At 68.2% G+C, this 17,852-nt stretch carries 18 protein-coding genes and 2 tRNA genes; 7 read left to right on the top strand and 13 right to left on the bottom strand.

Features of this window, described 5'->3' with window-relative positions:
• Nucleotides 1–96: 96 nt before the first annotated feature.
• Both ACFRAQ_RS23600 and pknB read left to right on the top strand, forming a co-directional pair.
• Complete coding sequence (locus ACFRAQ_RS23600) at nucleotides 97–1,707, top strand: protein kinase (RefSeq protein WP_379103033.1); 1,611 nt, start codon at nucleotides 97–99, stop codon at nucleotides 1,705–1,707.
• On the top strand, nucleotides 1,704–3,608 hold the full coding sequence (pknB, locus tag ACFRAQ_RS23595) for a Stk1 family PASTA domain-containing Ser/Thr kinase (protein ID WP_379103031.1): 1,905 nt from the start codon (nucleotides 1,704–1,706) through the stop codon (nucleotides 3,606–3,608). Before ACFRAQ_RS23600 ends, pknB begins: the two co-directional genes overlap by 4 nt.
• A gap of 85 nt (nucleotides 3,609–3,693) precedes the next feature.
• Here pknB and ACFRAQ_RS23590 read toward each other — a convergent pair whose 3' ends face one another.
• Genes ACFRAQ_RS23590 through ACFRAQ_RS23580 form a run of 3 tightly spaced genes read right to left on the bottom strand, consistent with a single transcriptional unit; the run spans nucleotide 3,694 to nucleotide 5,483 of the window.
• Nucleotides 3,694–4,155 (bottom strand): dCMP deaminase, encoded by a 462-nt coding sequence (locus ACFRAQ_RS23590; RefSeq protein WP_379103029.1) that lies wholly within the window; start codon nucleotides 4,153–4,155, stop codon nucleotides 3,694–3,696.
• Nucleotides 4,145–4,828 (bottom strand): RibD family protein, encoded by a 684-nt coding sequence (locus ACFRAQ_RS23585; RefSeq protein ID WP_379103027.1) that lies wholly within the window; start codon nucleotides 4,826–4,828, stop codon nucleotides 4,145–4,147. Before ACFRAQ_RS23585 ends, ACFRAQ_RS23590 begins: the two co-directional genes overlap by 11 nt.
• Before the next feature lie 13 nt (nucleotides 4,829–4,841).
• Entirely contained in the window at nucleotides 4,842–5,483 is a 642-nt protein-coding gene (locus ACFRAQ_RS23580; RefSeq protein ID WP_379103025.1) for an aminodeoxychorismate/anthranilate synthase component II, read from the bottom strand.
• A 223-nt stretch (nucleotides 5,484–5,706) separates the two neighbouring features.
• On the opposite strand from ACFRAQ_RS23580, the gene crgA reads away from it, so the two are divergent.
• Together crgA and ACFRAQ_RS23570 are read left to right on the top strand one after the other, a co-directional pair.
• On the top strand, nucleotides 5,707–5,973 hold the full coding sequence (crgA, locus tag ACFRAQ_RS23575) for a cell division protein CrgA (protein ID WP_357088463.1): 267 nt from the start codon (nucleotides 5,707–5,709) through the stop codon (nucleotides 5,971–5,973).
• A gap of 107 nt (nucleotides 5,974–6,080) precedes the next feature.
• Nucleotides 6,081–6,524 (top strand): PH domain-containing protein, encoded by a 444-nt coding sequence (locus ACFRAQ_RS23570; RefSeq protein ID WP_379103022.1) that lies wholly within the window; start codon nucleotides 6,081–6,083, stop codon nucleotides 6,522–6,524.
• Here the strand turns inward: ACFRAQ_RS23570 and ACFRAQ_RS23565 are convergent.
• A complete protein-coding gene (locus ACFRAQ_RS23565) occupies nucleotides 6,521–7,390 on the bottom strand; it encodes a rhomboid family intramembrane serine protease (RefSeq protein WP_379103019.1) in 870 nt (289 codons plus the stop codon). The genes ACFRAQ_RS23570 and ACFRAQ_RS23565 overlap by 4 nt on opposite strands.
• Before the next feature lie 38 nt (nucleotides 7,391–7,428).
• Entirely contained in the window at nucleotides 7,429–7,956 is a 528-nt protein-coding gene (locus tag ACFRAQ_RS23560; protein WP_379103016.1) for a peptidylprolyl isomerase, read from the bottom strand.
• Nucleotides 7,957–8,097: 141 nt separating this feature from the next.
• On the opposite strand from ACFRAQ_RS23560, the gene ACFRAQ_RS23555 reads away from it, so the two are divergent.
• The 3 genes from ACFRAQ_RS23555 to ACFRAQ_RS23545 are packed head-to-tail and all read left to right on the top strand — an operon-like array spanning nucleotide 8,098 to nucleotide 10,454.
• Nucleotides 8,098–8,367, top strand: coding sequence for a hypothetical protein (locus ACFRAQ_RS23555; RefSeq protein ID WP_246598244.1), 270 nt, complete (start codon nucleotides 8,098–8,100; stop codon nucleotides 8,365–8,367).
• 14 nt (nucleotides 8,368–8,381) lie between these two features.
• Nucleotides 8,382–10,220 carry a glutamine--fructose-6-phosphate transaminase (isomerizing) gene (glmS, locus tag ACFRAQ_RS23550; protein WP_379103013.1) on the top strand — a complete coding sequence of 613 codons (1,839 nt, stop codon included), beginning with the start codon at nucleotides 8,382–8,384 and terminating at the stop codon, nucleotides 10,218–10,220.
• A 54-nt stretch (nucleotides 10,221–10,274) separates the two neighbouring features.
• Nucleotides 10,275–10,454, top strand: coding sequence for a hypothetical protein (locus tag ACFRAQ_RS23545; protein ID WP_357274929.1), 180 nt, complete (start codon nucleotides 10,275–10,277; stop codon nucleotides 10,452–10,454).
• A 25-nt stretch (nucleotides 10,455–10,479) separates the two neighbouring features.
• On the opposite strand, the gene ACFRAQ_RS23540 is transcribed toward ACFRAQ_RS23545, so the two are convergent.
• The 8 genes from ACFRAQ_RS23540 to gyrA all read right to left on the bottom strand — a co-directional run bounded on the left by ACFRAQ_RS23540 (nucleotide 10,480) and on the right by gyrA (nucleotide 17,807).
• Nucleotides 10,480–11,322: an ABC transporter permease gene (locus ACFRAQ_RS23540; RefSeq protein WP_379103009.1), complete on the bottom strand. Its 843-nt coding sequence runs from the start codon at nucleotides 11,320–11,322 to the stop codon at nucleotides 10,480–10,482.
• The gene (locus ACFRAQ_RS23535) at nucleotides 11,319–12,308 is read right to left on the bottom strand and encodes an ATP-binding cassette domain-containing protein (protein ID WP_379103006.1); all 990 of its coding nucleotides are present in this window, start codon (nucleotides 12,306–12,308) and stop codon (nucleotides 11,319–11,321) included. The genes ACFRAQ_RS23540 and ACFRAQ_RS23535 overlap by 4 nt, the downstream gene beginning before the upstream one ends.
• Nucleotides 12,309–12,695: 387 nt before the next feature.
• Entirely contained in the window at nucleotides 12,696–13,721 is a 1,026-nt protein-coding gene (locus tag ACFRAQ_RS23530) for an adenylate/guanylate cyclase domain-containing protein (RefSeq protein ID WP_379103003.1), read from the bottom strand.
• 71 nt (nucleotides 13,722–13,792) lie between these two features.
• The gene (locus tag ACFRAQ_RS23525; RefSeq protein WP_379103000.1) at nucleotides 13,793–13,900 is read right to left on the bottom strand and encodes a DLW-39 family protein; all 108 of its coding nucleotides are present in this window, start codon (nucleotides 13,898–13,900) and stop codon (nucleotides 13,793–13,795) included.
• Nucleotides 13,901–13,961: 61 nt separating this feature from the next.
• A tRNA-Ala gene (locus ACFRAQ_RS23520) sits at nucleotides 13,962–14,034 on the bottom strand.
• Between the two features lie 30 nt (nucleotides 14,035–14,064).
• A tRNA-Ile gene (locus ACFRAQ_RS23515) sits at nucleotides 14,065–14,138 on the bottom strand.
• A 139-nt stretch (nucleotides 14,139–14,277) separates the two neighbouring features.
• Nucleotides 14,278–15,249 (bottom strand): DUF3566 domain-containing protein, encoded by a 972-nt coding sequence (locus ACFRAQ_RS23510; RefSeq protein WP_379102998.1) that lies wholly within the window; start codon nucleotides 15,247–15,249, stop codon nucleotides 14,278–14,280.
• Between the two features lie 44 nt (nucleotides 15,250–15,293).
• Nucleotides 15,294–17,807 carry a DNA gyrase subunit A gene (gene gyrA, locus ACFRAQ_RS23505; RefSeq protein WP_379102996.1) on the bottom strand — a complete coding sequence of 838 codons (2,514 nt, stop codon included), beginning with the start codon at nucleotides 17,805–17,807 and terminating at the stop codon, nucleotides 15,294–15,296.
• Nucleotides 17,808–17,852: the final 45 nt, after the last annotated feature.

Raw genomic sequence — 17,852 nt, 5'->3', positions numbered from 1 at the left:
GCAAGACAGCATGAGTGAGTCATGGCCCGGAGGAGGCAGCCCGCGTAACCACGCAGGGCCCTCACTCATGCTGCATGGGAGCAGACAGGGTCACGAATGCTGAACAACGGTGCGATGATCGCGGACCGGTACCGGCTGCAGCGGCTGATCGCCACCGGCGGCATGGGCCAGGTCTGGGAAGCGCTGGACACCCGGCTGGACCGCCGGGTCGCGGTGAAGGTGCTGAAGGCGGAGTTCTCCACCGACCCCACCTTCCGGCAGCGCTTCCGTACCGAGGCGCGGACCACCGCGCAGCTGAATCACCCGGGCATCGCGAGCATTTACGACTACGGCGAGACGCAGGATCCGTCCGGCGGCGAGATCGCCTATCTGGTCATGGAATTCGTGCAGGGCGAGCCGCTCAACGCGGTGCTGTCCCGGCTGAACCGGCTCTCGGTGGCCCAGGGCCTCGACATGCTCGAGCAGACCGGGCGCGCGCTGCAGGTGGCGCACCTCGCGGGTGTCGTGCACCGGGACGTGAAGCCCGGCAACATCCTCGTGACGCCGACCGGTCAGGTGAAGATCACCGACTTCGGCATCGCCAAGGCCGTCGACGCCTCCCCGGTCACCAAGACCGGCATGGTGATGGGCACCGCCCAGTACATCGCGCCGGAGCAGGCCACCGGTGAGGACGCCACCGCCGCCTCGGACGTGTACTCGCTGGGCGTGGTCGGCTACGAGGCGCTCGCGGGCGCGCGGCCGTTCACCGGCGACGGCGCGCTGACCGTCGCCATGAAGCATGTGCGGGAGGCCCCGCCGCCGCTGCCCGCCGACCTGCCGCCGAACGTGCGGGAGCTCATCGAGATCACCATGGCCAAGGAGCCGGGCCAGCGCTATGCCAATGGCGGCGAGTTCGCCGACGCGGTGTCCGCGGTGCGTTCGGGTCGCCGGCCCACGCCGCCCGGCGGCCTGCCGTCCGCGGCCATGACCGGCGCCACCCGGGTGCTGCCGCCCGGACCGACCATGATCATCCCGGGCGCGCGGGCCGACCAGGCCACCGCCCGCTACGCCCCGCCGACGCAGCAGCCGATGCGCGGGCCCATGGAACCGCCCGCCGCCCAGACCACCGTCATGTCCGGACCCCGCACCCCGGTCGGACCCATGACGGTCCCCGGTGTGGAGGACGGCGGCTCGGGTCGATTCACCAATGGCCAGAAGGTCGTCGCCGGACTGGGTGTGGGCGCGCTGATCCTCGGCGCGGCCGCCGCCATCATCCTGATGAGCAGCTCCTCGCACGACTCCACGCCGCCCGCCCGCACCAGCGCGGTGATCGCGCCGCCGGTGATCACCCCGACCACCACCGTCCCGCCGACCACCACCACCCGGGAACGGCCGGTGCCGCCGCCGCCCCCGGTGACCACGGTCGAGCCGCCGCCGACCACCACGGTCGAGCCGACCACCACCCCGCCGCCGGTCACCACGACGACGCCGCCCAAGACCACCCCGCCGGTCACCACCACCCCGGCGAAACCCACGACCACCAAGCCCGACCGGTGGCCGTGGCCGGGCCAGGGCGGGGGCGACCTACCATCATTGCCAGTGACTCCCGGCGCGAATTCCGGCGGCGGCGTGAATTCCGGCGGAGCGGTGAGTCCCGGCAGTAACCGCAGTCCGGTGTACGCACAGGACCCCAATTCATCCTCAGTCGCGCAGCAAGGATTGCCATGACGACCCCGAAGAACCTCTCCTCCCGCTACGAGCTGGGCGAGATCATCGGGTTCGGTGGCATGTCCGAGGTCCACAAGGCCCGGGATCTGCGGCTGGGCCGGGATGTGGCGATCAAGGTGCTGCGCGCCGACCTGGCCCGCGACCCCACGTTCTACCTGCGCTTCAAGCGTGAGGCGCAGAACGCGGCCGCCCTCAACCATCCGGCCATCGTCGCGGTGTACGACACCGGCGAGGCCGAGATCGACGGCGGGCCGCTGCCCTACATCGTGATGGAGTACGTCGACGGTGACACCCTGCGCGACATCGTGCGCGGCAAGGGACCGCTGCCGCCGCGGCGCGCCATGGAGGTCATCGCCGACGTGTGCGCGGCGCTGGACTTCTCGCACCGCAACGGCATCGTGCACCGGGACATGAAGCCCGCCAACATCATGATCAACCGGGCCGGCGCGGTGAAGGTGATGGACTTCGGCATCGCCCGCGCCCTCGCCGACAGCTCCAACCCCATGACCCAGACGGCCGCCGTCATCGGCACCGCCCAGTACCTCTCCCCCGAGCAGGCTCGCGGCGAGCAGGTCGACGCGCGGTCGGACGTGTACTCGGTGGGCTGCGTGCTCTACGAGATCCTCACCGGCGAACCGCCTTTCACCGGCGATTCCCCGGTCGCGGTCGCCTACCAGCACGTCCGGGAGGATCCGCGGCTGCCGTCGCAGGTGCATCCCGGGGTGCCGCGCGAGCTCGACTCGGTGATCCTCAAGGCGATGAGCAAGAACCCGGCCAACCGGTATCAGACCGCGGCCGAGATGCGCGCCGACCTGATCCGGGTGCTGGGCGGGCAGAAGCCCACCGCCCCCATGGTCATGACCGACGAGGACCGCACCGGTTTCCTCGACGACGACCTGCCGCCGCCGCGCAGCTACCGCACCGTCGAACGCCGCGACGACACCACCGAACAGGAGATCGTCGAGGCCAATCCGCGCCGGCGCACCGCGCTGATCGGCATCCTCGGGGTGGCCGCGGTCGCGGTGGTCGGGATCCTGCTGTGGATGCTGGTCGGCCCCGGGTCGCGGGCCGATCAGGTCACCGTGCCCGACGTCGCCAACCAGAACTACCAACTGGCGCAACGGGATCTGGAGAAGGCCGGTTTCACGGTCGCCATCCAGCAGAAGAACGACCCGAAGGTGGCATTGAACAATGTCATCGCCACCCAGCCGCTGGGCGGATCCCGGGTCGGCAAGGGCAGCACCATCACCCTGCAGGTGTCCGCGGGACCGCAGCAGGTGACGGTGCCGAAGCTGGCCGGCCTCACCCGGCAGCAGGCCGAGCAGACCCTGAATTCGCAAGGGCTGCGGATGAATCCCGACGTGAAACGGGAGGCCTCCAGCGCCGACGACAAGGACAAGGTCGTCTCGTCGACCCCGGACGCGGGCCAGAAGGTCGACTCCGACGGACAGGTCACCATCACCCTCGGTTCGGGTCCGGACAAGGTGGTCGTCCCCAATGTGGTCGGGCAGTCGATCGAGGTCGCGCAGTCCACGCTGGGCGACACCGCGCTGTTCAAGGTCGTGGTCCAGGAAGTGCCGAACAACCAGCCCAAGGGCACGGTCATCGCCACCAACCCGTCCGCGGGCACCCAGGCCGACAAGGGCTCCACGGTGACCGTGCAGGTGTCGAGCGGCGATCAGATCACCATGCCCGACCTGCGCGGCCTCACTCCGGCGCAGGCCGTGGACATGCTGCGCAAGAGCGGCTGGAACGGGCAGGTCAGCCAGAACACCATGAGCACGCTGAACGCGGGCGAGGTCGGGCGCATCCTGGCCCAGCAGCCGACCTCGGGCTCGTCGCTGGGCAAGTCCCAGACGGTGACCATCACGACCGGAGTGCTGTCGCTCGGCCCGCCGTGATTCGGATTCCATGGTGAGAACAGGGGTTCGCGGATCGTCCGCGAACCCCTGTTTTGTTTCATGTGAAACCTTGCGCGGGCGAAACCTACAGCCGCAGATGCCGGTTCATCGACATGGCCTCGTCGGCCAGATCGGGCAGTTCGACCACCTCGACGCCGTGCTCGCGCAGCCGCTCCACCCCGACGCAGTTGTCCACGAAGGTGCCGGGCTCCCGCCAGGCGATCACCACACGCCGGATCCCGGCCCGCAGAATCCGATCCGTGCACGGCAGCCGATCCTGACTCGCGCGCTGCGAACAGGGCTCGAGGGTGCTGTAGAGGGTGGCGTGCCGCAGCCGCGGATCGTCCGAGGCCAGCTTGTTCAGCGCCGACTCCTCGGCGTGCACCTTGTCGTCGGTCTCTCGCGACCACCCGTGCTCGATCTCCACCCCGTCCGGGCCCACGATCACCGCACCCACCGCGAAGGCGGTGTCGCTGTGCGGGCACAACCGCGCCAGACCGATGGCGTGCCGCATCCAGCCGCGATCCAGCCGTGCCTCATCCGACATCGGAATCCTCCTTCGGCAGGTAGTGCAGCAGGGCGATATCCCCGATCCGGGCCACATCGGCCAGCTGCATGCGGTGCTGGGGCCCGCCCGGGAAGGCCGCGGGTCCCAGGAAGCGCGGGGCGGCCGGATCGCCGACCACCAAGGGCGCCACGGCCATCCAGATCTCGTCGACCAATCCGGCCGACAGGAAGGCGGTATGGATGGACCCGCCGCCCTCGACCATCAGGCTCTCGACACCACGTTTCCCCAGGTCATCGAGCAAAGCCGCGAAATCGATCGCCGCGCCCAGGGATACCACCTCGGCCAGTCCCGCGAGCCGGTCGCCGAGGCGGGCGGCCCCGGAATCGGTGGTGTAGACCAGTCTTTCGCCGCCGCTGTGCCAGAACCGCAGCTCCGGGTCGAGTTCGCCGCGCGCGGAGACGATCACCCGCGCCGGATAATCGGGCTTGCCCGCGGCGACCCGCTGCAGGCGGCGATCCGAACTGTTCACGAGCAGCCGGGGGTTGTCGCGGCGCAGGGTCTCCGCACCGATCAGGATGGCGTCGGATTCGGCGCGCAGCGCGTCGACCCGATCGAAATCGGCGGCGTTGGACAGCAACAGGCGGTCCGGGCTCGCGTCGTCGATGTAGCCGTCGATGCTGACGGCCACCGACAGCAGGACCCGCGGCCTCACGCCGCGCCGCCCATCATGACGCGAGGGCCGCGACCTCCGCCTCCAAGGTCTGCACCAGCCCCTCCGCCGGCCGCTCGCCGCACACGCCCAGCCAGTTGGCGAGCATGCGGTGCCCGCCCTGGGTGAGCACGGATTCGGGGTGGAACTGCACACCGTGGATGGGCAGATCGCGATGCCGCAGGGCCATGACGATGCCGGATTCGGTGCGGCCCAGCACCTCCAGCTCCGGCGGCATGGTCTCCTCGAGGACGGTCAGGGAGTGGTAGCGGGTGGCGGTGAACGGATCCGGGAGCCCGGCCAGCACGCCGGCGCCGATGTGGAAGACGCTGCTGGTCTTGCCGTGCAGCAGTTCGGGGGCGCGGGTCACGGTGGCGCCGAAGGCTTCTCCGATGGCCTGGTGTCCCAGGCACACGCCGAGCAACGGGGTGGCGTGCTTCGCGGCGGCGTGCACCAGCGGGATGGAGGCGCCGGCGCGGTCGGGGGTGCCGGGCCCGGGGCTGATCAGCACGCCGTCGAAGTCCTGCACAACCTTGTCCACATCCGCGAGCTGCGGGTCGTCATTACGCCAGACCTCGGCGTCCACACCCAGCTGTCCGAGATACTGAACCAGGTTGAACACGAAGCTGTCGTAGTTGTCGACGACCAGTACACGCATGATTCGAGAGTAGTGGCTGGCGACTCGCCCGTCGCGAGCAATACCTAGTATGGAGGTACCACCGCGAGCGTATGCGGACGTAGCAACTGGTTTCGTCACGGTCGGGGTAACTCCTGGGGTACCCCCAGAATCGCGTCGGCACCCAACCGCCGGGCCGCATGCGAGAATGTCGACGGCACTCAGCCGTGCGCTGAAGTCACGGAGAGGCGGAGCAGAGGACGTCATGCCGAAGTCTAAGGTCCGGAAGAAGACCGATTACACGATCAACCCGGCCAGCCGCACCCCGGTGCGAGTGAAGACGGCTGGTCCGTCGCCGGTCTGGTACGTCTCCATCATGCTGGGCTTCATGCTCGCCGGTCTGGTGTGGCTGCTCGTCTACTACCTGGCCAACGAGCAGATCCACTGGATGAGCGACCTGGGCGCGTGGAACTTCCTGATCGGATTCGGCCTGATGGTGGTCGGTCTGATCATGACCATGCGCTGGCGCTGAATGCCCCGCACGGGTGGCCCGCTCCCCCGGGAATGTGGCTTACACCATTGTCATTCATGCACACCTGTGGATGAGCCTGTGGACAACTCGAGGAAAGAGTGGGGACAGTGACCGCCACCGGCCCCGATTCCCAACTGTCCTGGTCCACACCCCCGGCTGCCCTCGTGGCCTGCGGCATCGGCGGCTTGGTGCTGGCCGTGGCCGCGATCGTGTCTACGGACGGCCCCGGCCGCCTGCTCATCGGCGTGGCCGCGGTGGGACTGCTCGGTCTGACCGCCCTGGGCGTGCGGCAACGGCCGCGGCTCGCGGTCGAACCCGGCAACCCTGTGCATATCGTGGTGCGCGGTCTGACCGGGCCGCAGCGGTACACACCCGAGCAGATCCTGCGGGTCCGGGTTGTGCACTACCGGCGACTGGGCCGTCGTATGCCCATGCTGGAGATGGATGTGGACAACTCCGGTGAGGAACGGCTGCTGATCTTCGGCCGCTGGGATCTGGGCACGCGCCCCGAGGATGTCCTCGAGGTGCTGCGCGCGCATCTGTCGCGTTAGAGGGTGGGCGCGGCCAGCACGGTGACCAGCACCGCGGCCAGCGCCACCGCCGCGACCGCCACCCAGCCGACGGTGAGCGCCTTACGGGCGTCCCCGATCCCGATCCAGCGCGGCAGATACAGGATTCCGGTGGTGGCGAGCGTGCCCGCGAGCAGCCCGCCCAGGTGCCCCCACACCGAGATGCCGGGCACCGAGAAGGTGATCACCAGGTTGATCCCCAGCAGCACCGCGATCTGGGTGAGGTTCTGGCGGATACGCAGCATGATCACCGCGACCGTGCCGAAGATCCCGAAGATCGCGCCCGAGGCGCCCGCGGTGGGGGTCAGGGGACCCGACAGCGCCGTGACCGCGGCCGAACCGCCCAGCAGGGACGTGAAGTAGACCGCGACGAAGCGGGCCCGGCCCAATGCCACCTCGCAGTACGGACCCAGCACGTAGAGCGCGAACATATTGGCCAGCAGGTGGATCGGCCCGTAGTGCAGGAAGCCCGAGCCGAGCACCCGCGCCCAGCCGCCGTCGTAGCCGACGAAGCCCGGCACCAGCACCCAGTCGTAGAACAGCCGGGAACGCTGGTTGTCCATCAGGCTGTGCGCCTGCAGCGCGGTGACCGCGAAGACCATCACATTGACGGCGATCAGCGTGTAGGTGACGTACGGCTGCGAGATCCGCGACAGCGTCGTACCGGCCGCGTTGCGGACCGGCCGGACATCGTCGCGGCCCTGCTGGACGCACTCCACGCAGTGCTGCCCGACCGCGGCCGCGGTCAGGCATTCGGGGCAGGCCGGACGCCCGCACCGGGTGCAGGCCAGACCGGTGGGCCGGTCGGGGTGGCGGTAGCAGGCCGGGGCGGGCGGCTGGGGCTGCATGGGAAGTCCTCTTCGAAGGCCGTGGCGCGGGCCGTTTCTCAGGCGATGGTGATGCTGTTGATCACCACGTCGTCCTTGGGGCGGTCGCCGCGGTCGGTGGAGATGGTGGCGATGGCGTCGACCACCTTGCGGGAATCGGGGTCCAGGACCTCGCCGAAGATGGTGTGGCGGCGGTTCAGGTGCGGCTGCGCGCCCACGGTGATGAAGAACTGGGAGCCGTTGGTGCCGGGTCCGGCATTGGCCATCGCGAGCAAGTAGCCGCGGTCGAAACGGAGTTCCGGATGGAACTCGTCCTTGAACTCGTAGCCGGGGCCGCCGCGGCCGGTGCCGGTGGGATCCCCGCCCTGGATCATGAATCCGTCGATCACCCGGTGGAAGATCGAGCCGTCGTAGAACGGCCCGGAGTCGGTGCCCGCGGCGTTCTTGGTGCTGTACGCCTTGGAGCCGTCGGCCAAGCCGACGAAATTGCGGACGGTGGCGGGGGCGTGGTTACCGAAGAGCGAGATCTTGATGTCGCCGTGGTTCGTGTGCAACGTCGCCACTGCGGTCTGATTCGGTGAGGTCACGCCGCCAGGATAGGTGCAGGGCGCGCGGCCGGGCCGAAGCGGCACACACGAAGCCCCCGAATCCGCCGCGAGATGTGATTCCCTGCCCGGATTCGGGCACAGAAGTGGCGGAAACGGTCCCAGCATGGCATGTTCGGTCGAGTGAATGACGGGGATCCGGTCGATCTGGTCCGCCATGTGGCGGCCTCCACCGGCCTGCCGCCCGCCGTCGCGGCCCGCGTGGTCGCCGATGTCGTCGGATACTTCGACGAGACCGCCGAGCAGTTCGTGCGCCGCAGACATGCCGAATTGCAGAGCCGTCAGGTCCGCAATGCCGAAATCTGGCAGCGCCTGGCGGCCGAGCTCGCGCAGCGCCGGGTCGCCGCCCCCGACTTCACCGAACGGCAGCTGCGTCGCATCGTCTACGGGTAGGAGTCCGTCCCGCAATGTGTGGAATCGTCGGTTACATCGGTCATCGTGAAGCCGTCCCGGTCCTGCTGGAGGGCCTGCACCGGCTCGAGTACCGGGGTTACGACTCCGCGGGTCTGGCCGTGCCGCACCGAGGCCGCCTGCGGGTCACCAAGACCCAGGGCCGGGTCCAGGACCTGCGCAACAAGGCCGATGCCGAAGCCGCCCGGCTGCGCGGCAATGTGGGCATCGCCCACACCCGCTGGGCCACTCACGGCGAACCCTCCGACGCCAACGCGCACCCGCACACCGACGTCTCCGGCCGGATCGCGGTCGTGCACAACGGCATCGTCGAGAACGCCGAGGTGCTGCGCGCCGCGCTGACCGCCGAGGGCGTGGAATTCGTCTCCGACACCGACACCGAGGCCATCGCGCATCTGGTCGCCGCCGCCCTGGAGGCGTCCGAGACCCTGGAGGACGCGGTCCGCACCGCCATGCGCCGGGTCGAGGGCACCTACGGCCTGCTGGTGCTCGACGCCCGCCGCCCCGACGAACTGGTGGTGGCCCGCAACGGCTCCCCCATCGTGCTCGGCGTCGGCGACGGCGAGATGTTCGTGGCCTCCGACGTGGCCGCCCTGGTGCACCACACCCAGCGCGTGGTGTTCCTCGACGACGGCGAGCTGGCCACCGTGCGCGCCGACGAATTCCGCACCAGCACACTGGGTCTCGAGGCCCGCCGCACCGACAAGATCCCCACCACCATCGATATGGCGGCCGAGGACTACGCGCTGGGCGGGTACCCCGACTTCATGCGCAAGGAGATGGCCGAACAGCCCGACGCCGTCCGCCGGGCGCTGCGCGGCCGCCTCGACGAGCGCTTCGCCACCGCCCACCTGGGCGGCCTGAATATGGACGCGCGCGAGCTGCGCGGGATCAGCAAGGTGGTGTTCCTGGGCTGCGGCTCCGCCTATTACGCGGGCCAGCTGGGCGCGCAGCTGGTCGAGGAACTGGCCCGGATCCCGGCCGTCGCCGAGCCCGCCTCGGAGTTCCGCTACCGCAATCCGGTGGTGGACCCGGACGCGCTGTACGTGGCGATCAGCCAGTCCGGCGAGACCCTGGATACCCTTGCCGCCGTTCAGGAATTGCAGCGCAAGGGCGGCCGCGTCATCGGCGCGGTGAACGTGGTCGGCAGCGCCATCGCGCGCGAGTGCGGTGCGGGCGTCTTCCTGCACGCGGGCCCGGAGGTCTCGGTGGCCTCGACCAAGGCGCTCACCAATATGACCGTGTCCTTCGCCATGCTGGGCCTGCTGCTGGGCCGGGTGCGGGACCTGTCGGCCGCGGCGGGCGAGCGCATCGTGTCCGGGCTGCGCGCGCTGCCCGACGCCATCGACGCCGTGCTGGCCGAGGAGGAGACGGTCGCCGATATCGCGTCCCGATTCGCCAAGGCGCGCAGCATGTTCTTCATCGGCCGGGTGCGTGCCTGGCCGGTGGCGCGCGAGGGCGCGCAGAAGCTGAAGGAGATCTCCTACATCCACGCCGAGGCGTACCAGGGTTCCGAACTCAAGCACGGGCCGCTGGCGCTGATCGACCCGGAGATGCCGTCCATCGTGCTGGTGCCCGGCGACGAGCTGCTGGCGAAGAACATCACCACCATCGAGCAGATCAAGGCGCGCGGCGGCCCGGTCATCGCGGTCACCAACACCGATCTGCCGGACGGGCTGGCGGATTCGGTGATCCGGGTTCCGGCGGTGTGCCCGGAACTCGACCCGATCATCCTCACGATTCCGTTGCAGTTGCTCGCCTATCACACGGCCATGGCGCTGGGCCGGGACGTGGACAAGCCGCGCAACCTGGCCAAGAGCGTTACCGTCGAGTAACCGATCGGCGGCCCCGTCCGTGCACGAATTGTCTTGCTGTGCCAGCATGGTCGGATGGAGCTGGGGAGCGTTCGTAACAAGGTCATCGTGGCCGCCCTCGTGGCTATCGCGGGAGGTGTCGTCGCGTTCTTCGTGAACAAGCGTCCGCAACCGGAGGCACCGGCCGCCGAACCGCCGCGCCTGGGCTACTCGCGCAACGGTTCGGCGCCCTCGCCGGACCTCGTGAACCACTGAAGCCCGCGGTGAGTCGCCGAGTTACTCAGCGACTCACCGAGCGCTTGTACTGCTTCAGGGCGAGCGGCACGAAGATCGCCAGGATCGCGACGACCCACATCAGGGTCGTCGCGACCGGATGCCGCATGGGCCAGACATCCGCGCTCGGCCCCATCGGCGAGGTGTTGCCGAACAGATCGCGCGTCGCCTGCGTCACCGCCGACACCGGATTCCATTCCGCCACAAAGCGCAATACCGTCGGCAGGTTCGCGGCCGGCACGAAGGTGTTGGCGATGAACGTGAGCGGGAAGATCACCATGAAGCTGGCGTTGTTGTAGACCTCGGGCGCGCGCACCAGCAGGCCGACCACCGCCATGATCCACGACACCGCGTACGCGAACAGCAGCAAGAGCACGTACGCCAGCACCGCGTCGAGGAACGAGCCGCGAATCCGCCAGCCCACCAGCAGACCGGTCAGCGACATCACCACCAGGCTCACCACATTGATGACCACGTCGGAGAGCGTGCGGCCGATCAGCACCGCCGACGGGGCCATGGGCAGTGACCGGAAGCGGTCGATGATGCCCTTCTGCATGTCCTCGGCCAGGCTCAGACCGGTGAACGTCGCACCGAACACCACGGTCTGGGCGAAGATGCCCGCGATCAGGAACTCGCGATAGGACGTGCCCGGCAACTGGATCGACGAGCCGAAGACGTAGGCGAACAGCAGCACGAACATGATCGGCGACAGCGTCGAGAAGATCAGCACGTCCGGCACCCGGCGGATCTTGATCACATTGCGTTTGGTGATGGTGATGCTGTCGGTCACCACCATGGCCAGTCGCTGTGCGAGCGAAGGCTTTCCGGCGACGGCGAGCGCGGCGCTCATCGGGCCCCCTCCTTCTCCTCGGCGGATCGATTGCCGTTGATCAGTTCCTCGGCCTGATGTCCGGTCAAGGACAGGAACACATCGTCGAGCGAGGGCCGGCGCAACCCCACGTCGTGGATCTTCACCCCATACTCGGTCAGCTGCCCGATCGCGTCGACCAGTGCCTGCGAGCCGTCCTCGACCGGCACGATGATCCGCCGCAGCCCGGGCTCGAGCCGAATCTCGCCGTGCGCCAAGCCTTCCAGCGCCTGCTGCGCCACCGCGAGATTGTCGGCGTGATCGACGACCAGCTCGATCCGGTCGCCGCCCACCATCGCCTTGAGCTCGTCGGAGGTGCCCTCCGCGATCACCCGGCCGTGGTCGATGACGGCGATGGAGTCGGCCAGCCGGTCGGCCTCCTCCATGTACTGGGTGGTCAGCAGCAGCGTGGTGCCGCCCGCCACCAGTTCCTCGATGACGTCCCAGAGATCCAGGCGCGCACGGGGATCCAGGCCGGTGGTGGGTTCGTCCAGGAACAGTACGGGCGGATTCGCGACCAGCGCGCCCGCCAGGTCCAGGCGGCGGCGCATACCGCCGGAGTAGCCCTTGACCGGGCGGTCGGCGGCGTCGGCGAGGCGGAACCGGTCCAGCAGCTCGCGCGCTCGCTCCTTACTGCGCCGCACCCCCATGTGGTACAGACGGCCCACCATCTCGAGATTCTCGAAGCCGGTGAGATATTCGTCGACCGCGGCGTACTGGCCGGAGGCGCCGATGCGGGAGCGCAGCAGCTGCGGGTCCTTCAGGACGTCCGCCCCGGCGACGACGGCGTGGCCCGCGTCGGGGAGGAGCAGCGTGGTGAGCACGCGCACGGTGGTGGTCTTGCCGGCGCCGTTGGGGCCGAGCAGGGCGGTCACGGTGCCTTCGGGGACCGAGAGGTCGAGGCCGTCGAGGGCGACCAGATGGCCGTACCTCTTGACCAGACCCTCGGCGACTATGGCGTCGGGCATGATTCTCCTGTTCCGAACTGCACGGATGCGGTCGAACACGATCGTCGGCGTCTGGCCAGTATGCCCGGATCGACAGAGTGAGTCATCCGAGTTTCACCGGTGTCGGCGCGGACGGCGTCGGGGAGCGCGAGTCGTCAACTACTCGAACGTAATTCGGCGAAGGACGCATTTCGGTCACGATGCCGAGCCCGCCGCCGACAACCGCGCTTTTTCCTCGAAAAAATCTTTGAACGCGATGCCCCGATAGCCACACAATCCGAATTCGTCGCGTAGGATCGTTCCCGTCGGCCCCTCCCCCCCGGGCCGACCTTACGCGGGCCTCGGCTAACTCCCCCCCTTCGCCGAGGCCCGCCCCCATTCCCGGAGCACGTCCTCGACGGGGATCATTCAGACCAGCGGTCGAATCTCATTGCGGCGCAGCACATGCCCGTACAGCCGATTGATGCCCTTCACCCGCACCGTGGCCAGATGCCGCAGCGTGAAATCCAGATCCGCCTCGATGGCCGCGGCCGCGCCGTCGTCCACCAGCACCGTGCCCGGCCGGGCCACACCGGTGAGCCGCGCCGCCGTGTTCACCGTCGACCCGTAGAGGTCGCCGAAGCGCTGCAACACCTCCCCGTAGGCCAGACCCACCCGCAGCTCCTGGGTGACGCCGTGCGAGGCGATGGCGGCCTCCTGCACCGCGAGCGCGATCCGCGCCCCGTCGGTGGCCGTCGCCGCCGCGAACATGACCTCGTCGCCCACGTTCTTGATCACCCAGCCGCCATTGGCGACGATGGCGTTGCTGGTGGCCGTCTCGAAGGCCTCCAGCAGCGCCGACAGCTCATCGGCCTCCAGGTGGCGGGTCAGGCGGGTGTAACCGACCATGTCGGCGAATCCGACGGCCAGCACGCGAACCGTGTCCCCCGCCGCCGCTCCCCCGTCCAGCGACCGCGCCAGCGCGGCGTCCAGGTGCCTGCGGAAGGCGTAGCGCTGCAAGGTCTCGAATTCGGTGACCACCTCGTCGGTGGCGATGCGCGCCGCTTCCTTCGGATCGATGTCCGGCTGCTCGCGCGTGATGGTGGTGATCCGGTCCAGGATCTCCTCGGTCACCAGATCGACCTGCCACTCCGCCAGCCGCGCCATGGACCGTCCCAGCGTGCGCGCGGCCGTGGTCTGGCGGTGCGTGTCGGCGGTGGCCAGCACGTGCAGCTTGGCGAAGGTCTGGGCGGCCTCGATATCGGAGTCGCTGTATTCCACGGCCTCGTCGTCCGGATCGGCCGGGAAGCCCAACGCCACCCACAAGCGGCGGGTGACATTGTTGGGCAACCCGGTCAGATCCGCGACCTGATGCCGGTTGTACCGGCGCGGGCCGCTCAACAGATATGGCTCGACCACGGACTGCACCAGCTCGGAGATCTCAGTGGACGCCATCTCTCGACCTTACGGCGTGAATCGGATGGAAAACCGCCGCTTGTTCCGTGTCACAGCCAAATTCGACGCGGTCAGCGCGTGGTGACCTCATGCCACAGGTCGGCGTCATTGCGCTGACGCAGTTTGCTGATCCCGAAAACGACGACGGCGGCGATCACAATGGTGAGCACGATTTTCATGAATCCCACAGTACTGCAACGACAGAAGCCGCAGACCGAAGCGGTCTGCGGCTTGTGGGAGTGGAGCCTAGGGGAATCGAACCCCTAACCCCTGCCTTGCAAAGGCAGTGCTCTGCCAATTGAGCTAAGGCCCCTGGGAAGGCAGTTCGTTCTTTACCTGTGGGTGGGCCTAGGAGGACTTGAACCTCCGACCTCTTCGTTATCAGCGAAGCGCTCTAACCGCCTGAGCTATAGGCCCTTAGTGGGTGTTCGAAGTGTGTGACTCGAACGAGGCAGAAGATTACCGTACGTCGGCGCCGATAACCAAAACGGCCGGTCAGCGGCTTGCGGAAGCAAGGCTGACCGGCCGTCGCGGGCGGATCGAAACAGCGGGTTTCCTAGTCCGGATCGGACAGGGTGACCTGGATGCCGCCGACCAGATCGGTGCACTGGTTGTAGACGAACACCCCGACCGTGGACAGCGCGGTCAGCAGCACCACATTGATCAGGCCGATCACACCGGCGTAGCCGAAGACCGTGCCCGCGTCGATGAGCGCCGAGCTGGAGTTGTCCGAGACCATGTCGGTGAAGGTGGAGTTCAGGCGCTCCCAGACGCCCATACCCTCCAGCACCAGGTACAGCAGGCCGACCGCCAGCATCCACACGAAGAACATGGCCACGCTGATCACCAGCGAGATCTTCAGCGTGGACCACGGGTCGATGTGGCGCAGCTGCACGGTGGCGCGCAGCGGCTCACCGGTGGCCGCGGCCTGCGCCACCGCCGCGGGGGCGGACGGCGACACCGGACCGGCCGGCGCGATCGGGTCCGGCGGCGGCAGCGGGTGCCGCAGCTCGGACAGATCCGGCAGATCTTTGACCAGTTCCGGGCGGGCGATGCTGCGGGTCGGTCCGTCGATGCCGACGGACTTCACCATGGCCGCCTCCTTGCGCGCCGCCTTGGCCGCCAGGTCGGCGGTGGTGCGGGCATTGGAGACACCGGCGTTCAGGCCGCCGCCCTGCAGGCCGCCACCGCCGAGACTCGGGTTGGTCCCCGGCCGGCCCGCCGCCGGGGACTGGCCCGGACGGTACAGGTTGGACTGCGGCTCCCGCTGCGGCAGCTGCGACCAGCCCTCCTGGAAGGGCGAACCACCCTGCCCGTCCGCCGCCTCGGGAGCGGCGGGCGATGCTGCGGCCGCGGGGGCCTCGGCGGCCGAATCACCGGACTTGTCCGGCAATTCGGAATTCTGCGGCGTTCCACCGTCCTGCGCACCCGGCCGCGGAATAGGACGCGGCGGAATCGGGGACGGGGCGATTCTCTCGGTCACGCCGTTGGCGTGACCTCGCTGGTCATTCGGCTGATTCGTGGTCAATGGTGAATCCTTCGATCCGTTGTGCCGCCGCTGCTGTGGAGAAACTACTGCTTCGCCGAACCGCTGGTGTCCTCTTCGGCAACCTGGTCAGGCTCATCCGCGTTCCTAGCGATCGCGAGCAAAGTATCGCCCTCACCCAGGTTCATCAACCGGACGCCCTTGGTTTGACGACCCGCTTTACGAACCTGGTGCGCCAGTGTGCGAATGACACCGCCGCCGGAGGTGATCGCGTACAGCTCGTCGTCGTCATTGACAATGAGCGCACCGACCAGACTGCCACGCTTCTCGTCGTACTGAATCGTCAGCACACCCTTGCCGCCACGACCCTGCGCGGTGTACTCGTCGATGGCTGTGCGCTTGGAGTACCCGCCCGCCGTCGCGACAAGCAGATAGATGCCCTCCGCGTCGCGAACCACGTTGAGCGACAACAGTTCGTCGTCGGCGTTGAAGCGCATGCCCTGCACGCCGGAGGTGGCGCGGCCCATCGGGCGCAGCACCTCGTCATTGGCGTTGAAGCGGATCGACTGGCCGTGCGCGGAGACGAGCAGCAGGTCGTCGTCGGCCGAACACAGTGCGGCACCGACCAATTCGTCCTCGTCGCGCAGATTGACCGCCACGATGCCGCCGGTCCGGTTCGAGTCGAAGTCGGTCAGCTTGGACTTCTTGACCAGCCCCTTGCGGGTGGCCAGCACCAGATACGGCGCGTCCTCGTACGACTTCAGCTGGATGACCTGGGCGATCTTCTCGTCCGGCTGGAAGGCCAGCAGGTTCGCCACGTGCTGGCCGCGCGCGGTGCGGTTGGCCTCGGGCAGCTCGTACGCCTTGGCCCGGTACACCCGGCCCTTGTTGGTGAAGAACAGCAGCCAGTCGTGGGTCGAGGTGACGAAGAAGTGCTTGACGATGTCGTCCTGCTTGAGACCCGCGCCCTGCACGCCCTTGCCGCCGCGCTTCTGCGAGCGGTAGAGGTCGGTCTTGGTGCGCTTGGCGTAGCCGGTCTCGGTGATCGTCACGACCACGTCCTCGCGGGCGATCAGGTCCTCGTCCTGCACGTCGCCGTCAGCCGCGATGATCTTGGTGCGGCGGTCGTCGCCGTACTTGTCGACGATCTCCGCCAATTCGTCACGGACGATGGCGCGCTGCCGCTCCGGCTTGGCCAGAATGTCGTTCAAATCGGCGATCTCGGCCTCGATCTTGGCCAACTCGTCGAGGATCTTCTGCCGCTCCAGAGCCGACAGGCGACGCAGCTGCATGTCGAGGATCGCGGTCGCCTGGATCTCGTCGATCTCCAGCAACTGCATCAGGCCGGTGCGCGCGGTCTCGGTGTCCGCCGAGCGGCGGATCAAGGCGATGACCTTGTCCAGCTGATCCAGCGCCTTCACCAGACCGCGCAGGATGTGAGCCCGCTCCTCCGCCTTGCGCAGCAGGTAGCGGGTGCGCCGGACGATGACTTCCAACTGGTGGTTCACGTACAGCCGGATCATCTGATCCAGGCGCAGCGTGCGCGGCACCTTGTCGACGATCGACAGCATGTTGCAGCCGAAGGAGGTCTGCAGCTGGGTGTGCTTGTAGAGGTTGTTCAGCACCACCTTGGCGATGGCGTCGCGCTTCACGGTCACCACGATGCGCATACCGACACGGTCGGAGGACTCGTCGTGGATGTCGGAGACACCCGCGATCTTGCCGTCCTTCACCTGCTCCGCGATGGCATTGATGAAGTTGTCGGTATTGACCTGGTACGGCAGCTCGGTGATGACGATCGTGGTGCGACCCCGGCTGTCCTCCTCGATCTCCACGACACCGCGCATCCGGACCGAACCGCGGCCGGTGGTGTAGGCGTCGTGGATGCCCTGGGTGCCCACGATCAGGCCCGCGGTCGGGAAGTCCGGACCCTTCACCCGCTCGATGCACGCGGCGAGAGTGGCCTCCTCGTCCGCGTCGTGATTATCCAGCGCCCAGTAGATGGCGTCGGCCAGCTCGGTCAGGTTGTGCGGCGGGATATTCGTCGCCATACCGACGGCAATGCCGTTGGAACCGTTCATGAGCAGGGCGGGCACCCGGCTCGGCAGGACGGTCGGCTCCTGCGTCTTACCGTCGTAGTTCGGGACGAAATCGACCGTCTCATGGTCGATCTCGCGCAGCATCTCCATCGCCAGCGGCGTCAGGCGGCACTCCGTGTAACGCATGGCGGCCGCACCGTCATTACCGCGCGAACCGAAGTTGCCCTGACCGTCGACCAGCGGATACCGCAGCGCCCACGGCTGCGCCATACGCACCAGGGTGTCGTAGATGGCGGTGTCACCGTGCGGGTGATAGTTACCCATGGTGTCGGCGACCGGGCGGGCGGACTTCACGTAACCGCGGTCGGGCCGATACCCGTTGTCGTACATCGCGTACAGGATGCGCCGGTGCACCGGCTTCATGCCGTCGCGCACCTCCGGCAGCGCGCGGCCGACGATCACGCTCATGGCGTAATCGATGTAGGAGTTCTGCATCTCCTGCTGGATGTCGACCGGCTCGATGCGGTCGCCACCCGAGGGCGGAAGCGAAGTCTCAGTCATGAATTGGTCTCCGTCAGAAGTGGTGGGTGGTCCTCGCGGCGCGCG

The sequence above is a fragment of the Nocardia sp. NPDC056611 genome (assembly GCF_042792755.1).
In the GTDB taxonomy this organism is placed as follows: Bacteria; Actinomycetota; Actinomycetes; order Mycobacteriales; family Mycobacteriaceae; genus Nocardia.
The sequence above is the reverse complement of the archived record's forward strand: the minus strand, read 5'-3'. Positions and strand labels throughout refer to the sequence as shown.

Excerpts from the sequence above, each read along its gene's own strand:
- ACFRAQ_RS23600 (WP_379103033.1), top strand. The coding sequence starts at position 97 with ATGCTGAACAACGGTGCGATGATCGCGGACCGGTACCGGCTGCAGCGG.
- pknB (WP_379103031.1), top strand. The coding sequence starts at position 1,704 with ATGACGACCCCGAAGAACCTCTCCTCCCGCTACGAGCTGGGCGAGATC.
- ACFRAQ_RS23590 (WP_379103029.1), bottom strand. The coding sequence starts at position 4,155 with ATGTCGGATGAGGCACGGCTGGATCGCGGCTGGATGCGGCACGCCATC.
- ACFRAQ_RS23580 (WP_379103025.1), bottom strand. The coding sequence starts at position 5,483 with ATGCGTGTACTGGTCGTCGACAACTACGACAGCTTCGTGTTCAACCTG.
- crgA (WP_357088463.1), top strand. The coding sequence starts at position 5,707 with ATGCCGAAGTCTAAGGTCCGGAAGAAGACCGATTACACGATCAACCCG.
- ACFRAQ_RS23565 (WP_379103019.1), bottom strand. The coding sequence starts at position 7,390 with ATGCAGCCCCAGCCGCCCGCCCCGGCCTGCTACCGCCACCCCGACCGG.
- glmS (WP_379103013.1), top strand. The coding sequence starts at position 8,382 with ATGTGTGGAATCGTCGGTTACATCGGTCATCGTGAAGCCGTCCCGGTC.
- ACFRAQ_RS23545 (WP_357274929.1), top strand. The coding sequence starts at position 10,275 with ATGGAGCTGGGGAGCGTTCGTAACAAGGTCATCGTGGCCGCCCTCGTG.
- ACFRAQ_RS23540 (WP_379103009.1), bottom strand. The coding sequence starts at position 11,322 with ATGAGCGCCGCGCTCGCCGTCGCCGGAAAGCCTTCGCTCGCACAGCGA.
- ACFRAQ_RS23535 (WP_379103006.1), bottom strand. The coding sequence starts at position 12,308 with ATGCCCGACGCCATAGTCGCCGAGGGTCTGGTCAAGAGGTACGGCCAT.
- ACFRAQ_RS23530 (WP_379103003.1), bottom strand. The coding sequence starts at position 13,721 with ATGGCGTCCACTGAGATCTCCGAGCTGGTGCAGTCCGTGGTCGAGCCA.
- ACFRAQ_RS23525 (WP_379103000.1), bottom strand. The coding sequence starts at position 13,900 with ATGAAAATCGTGCTCACCATTGTGATCGCCGCCGTCGTCGTTTTCGGG.
- gyrA (WP_379102996.1), bottom strand. The coding sequence starts at position 17,807 with ATGACTGAGACTTCGCTTCCGCCCTCGGGTGGCGACCGCATCGAGCCG.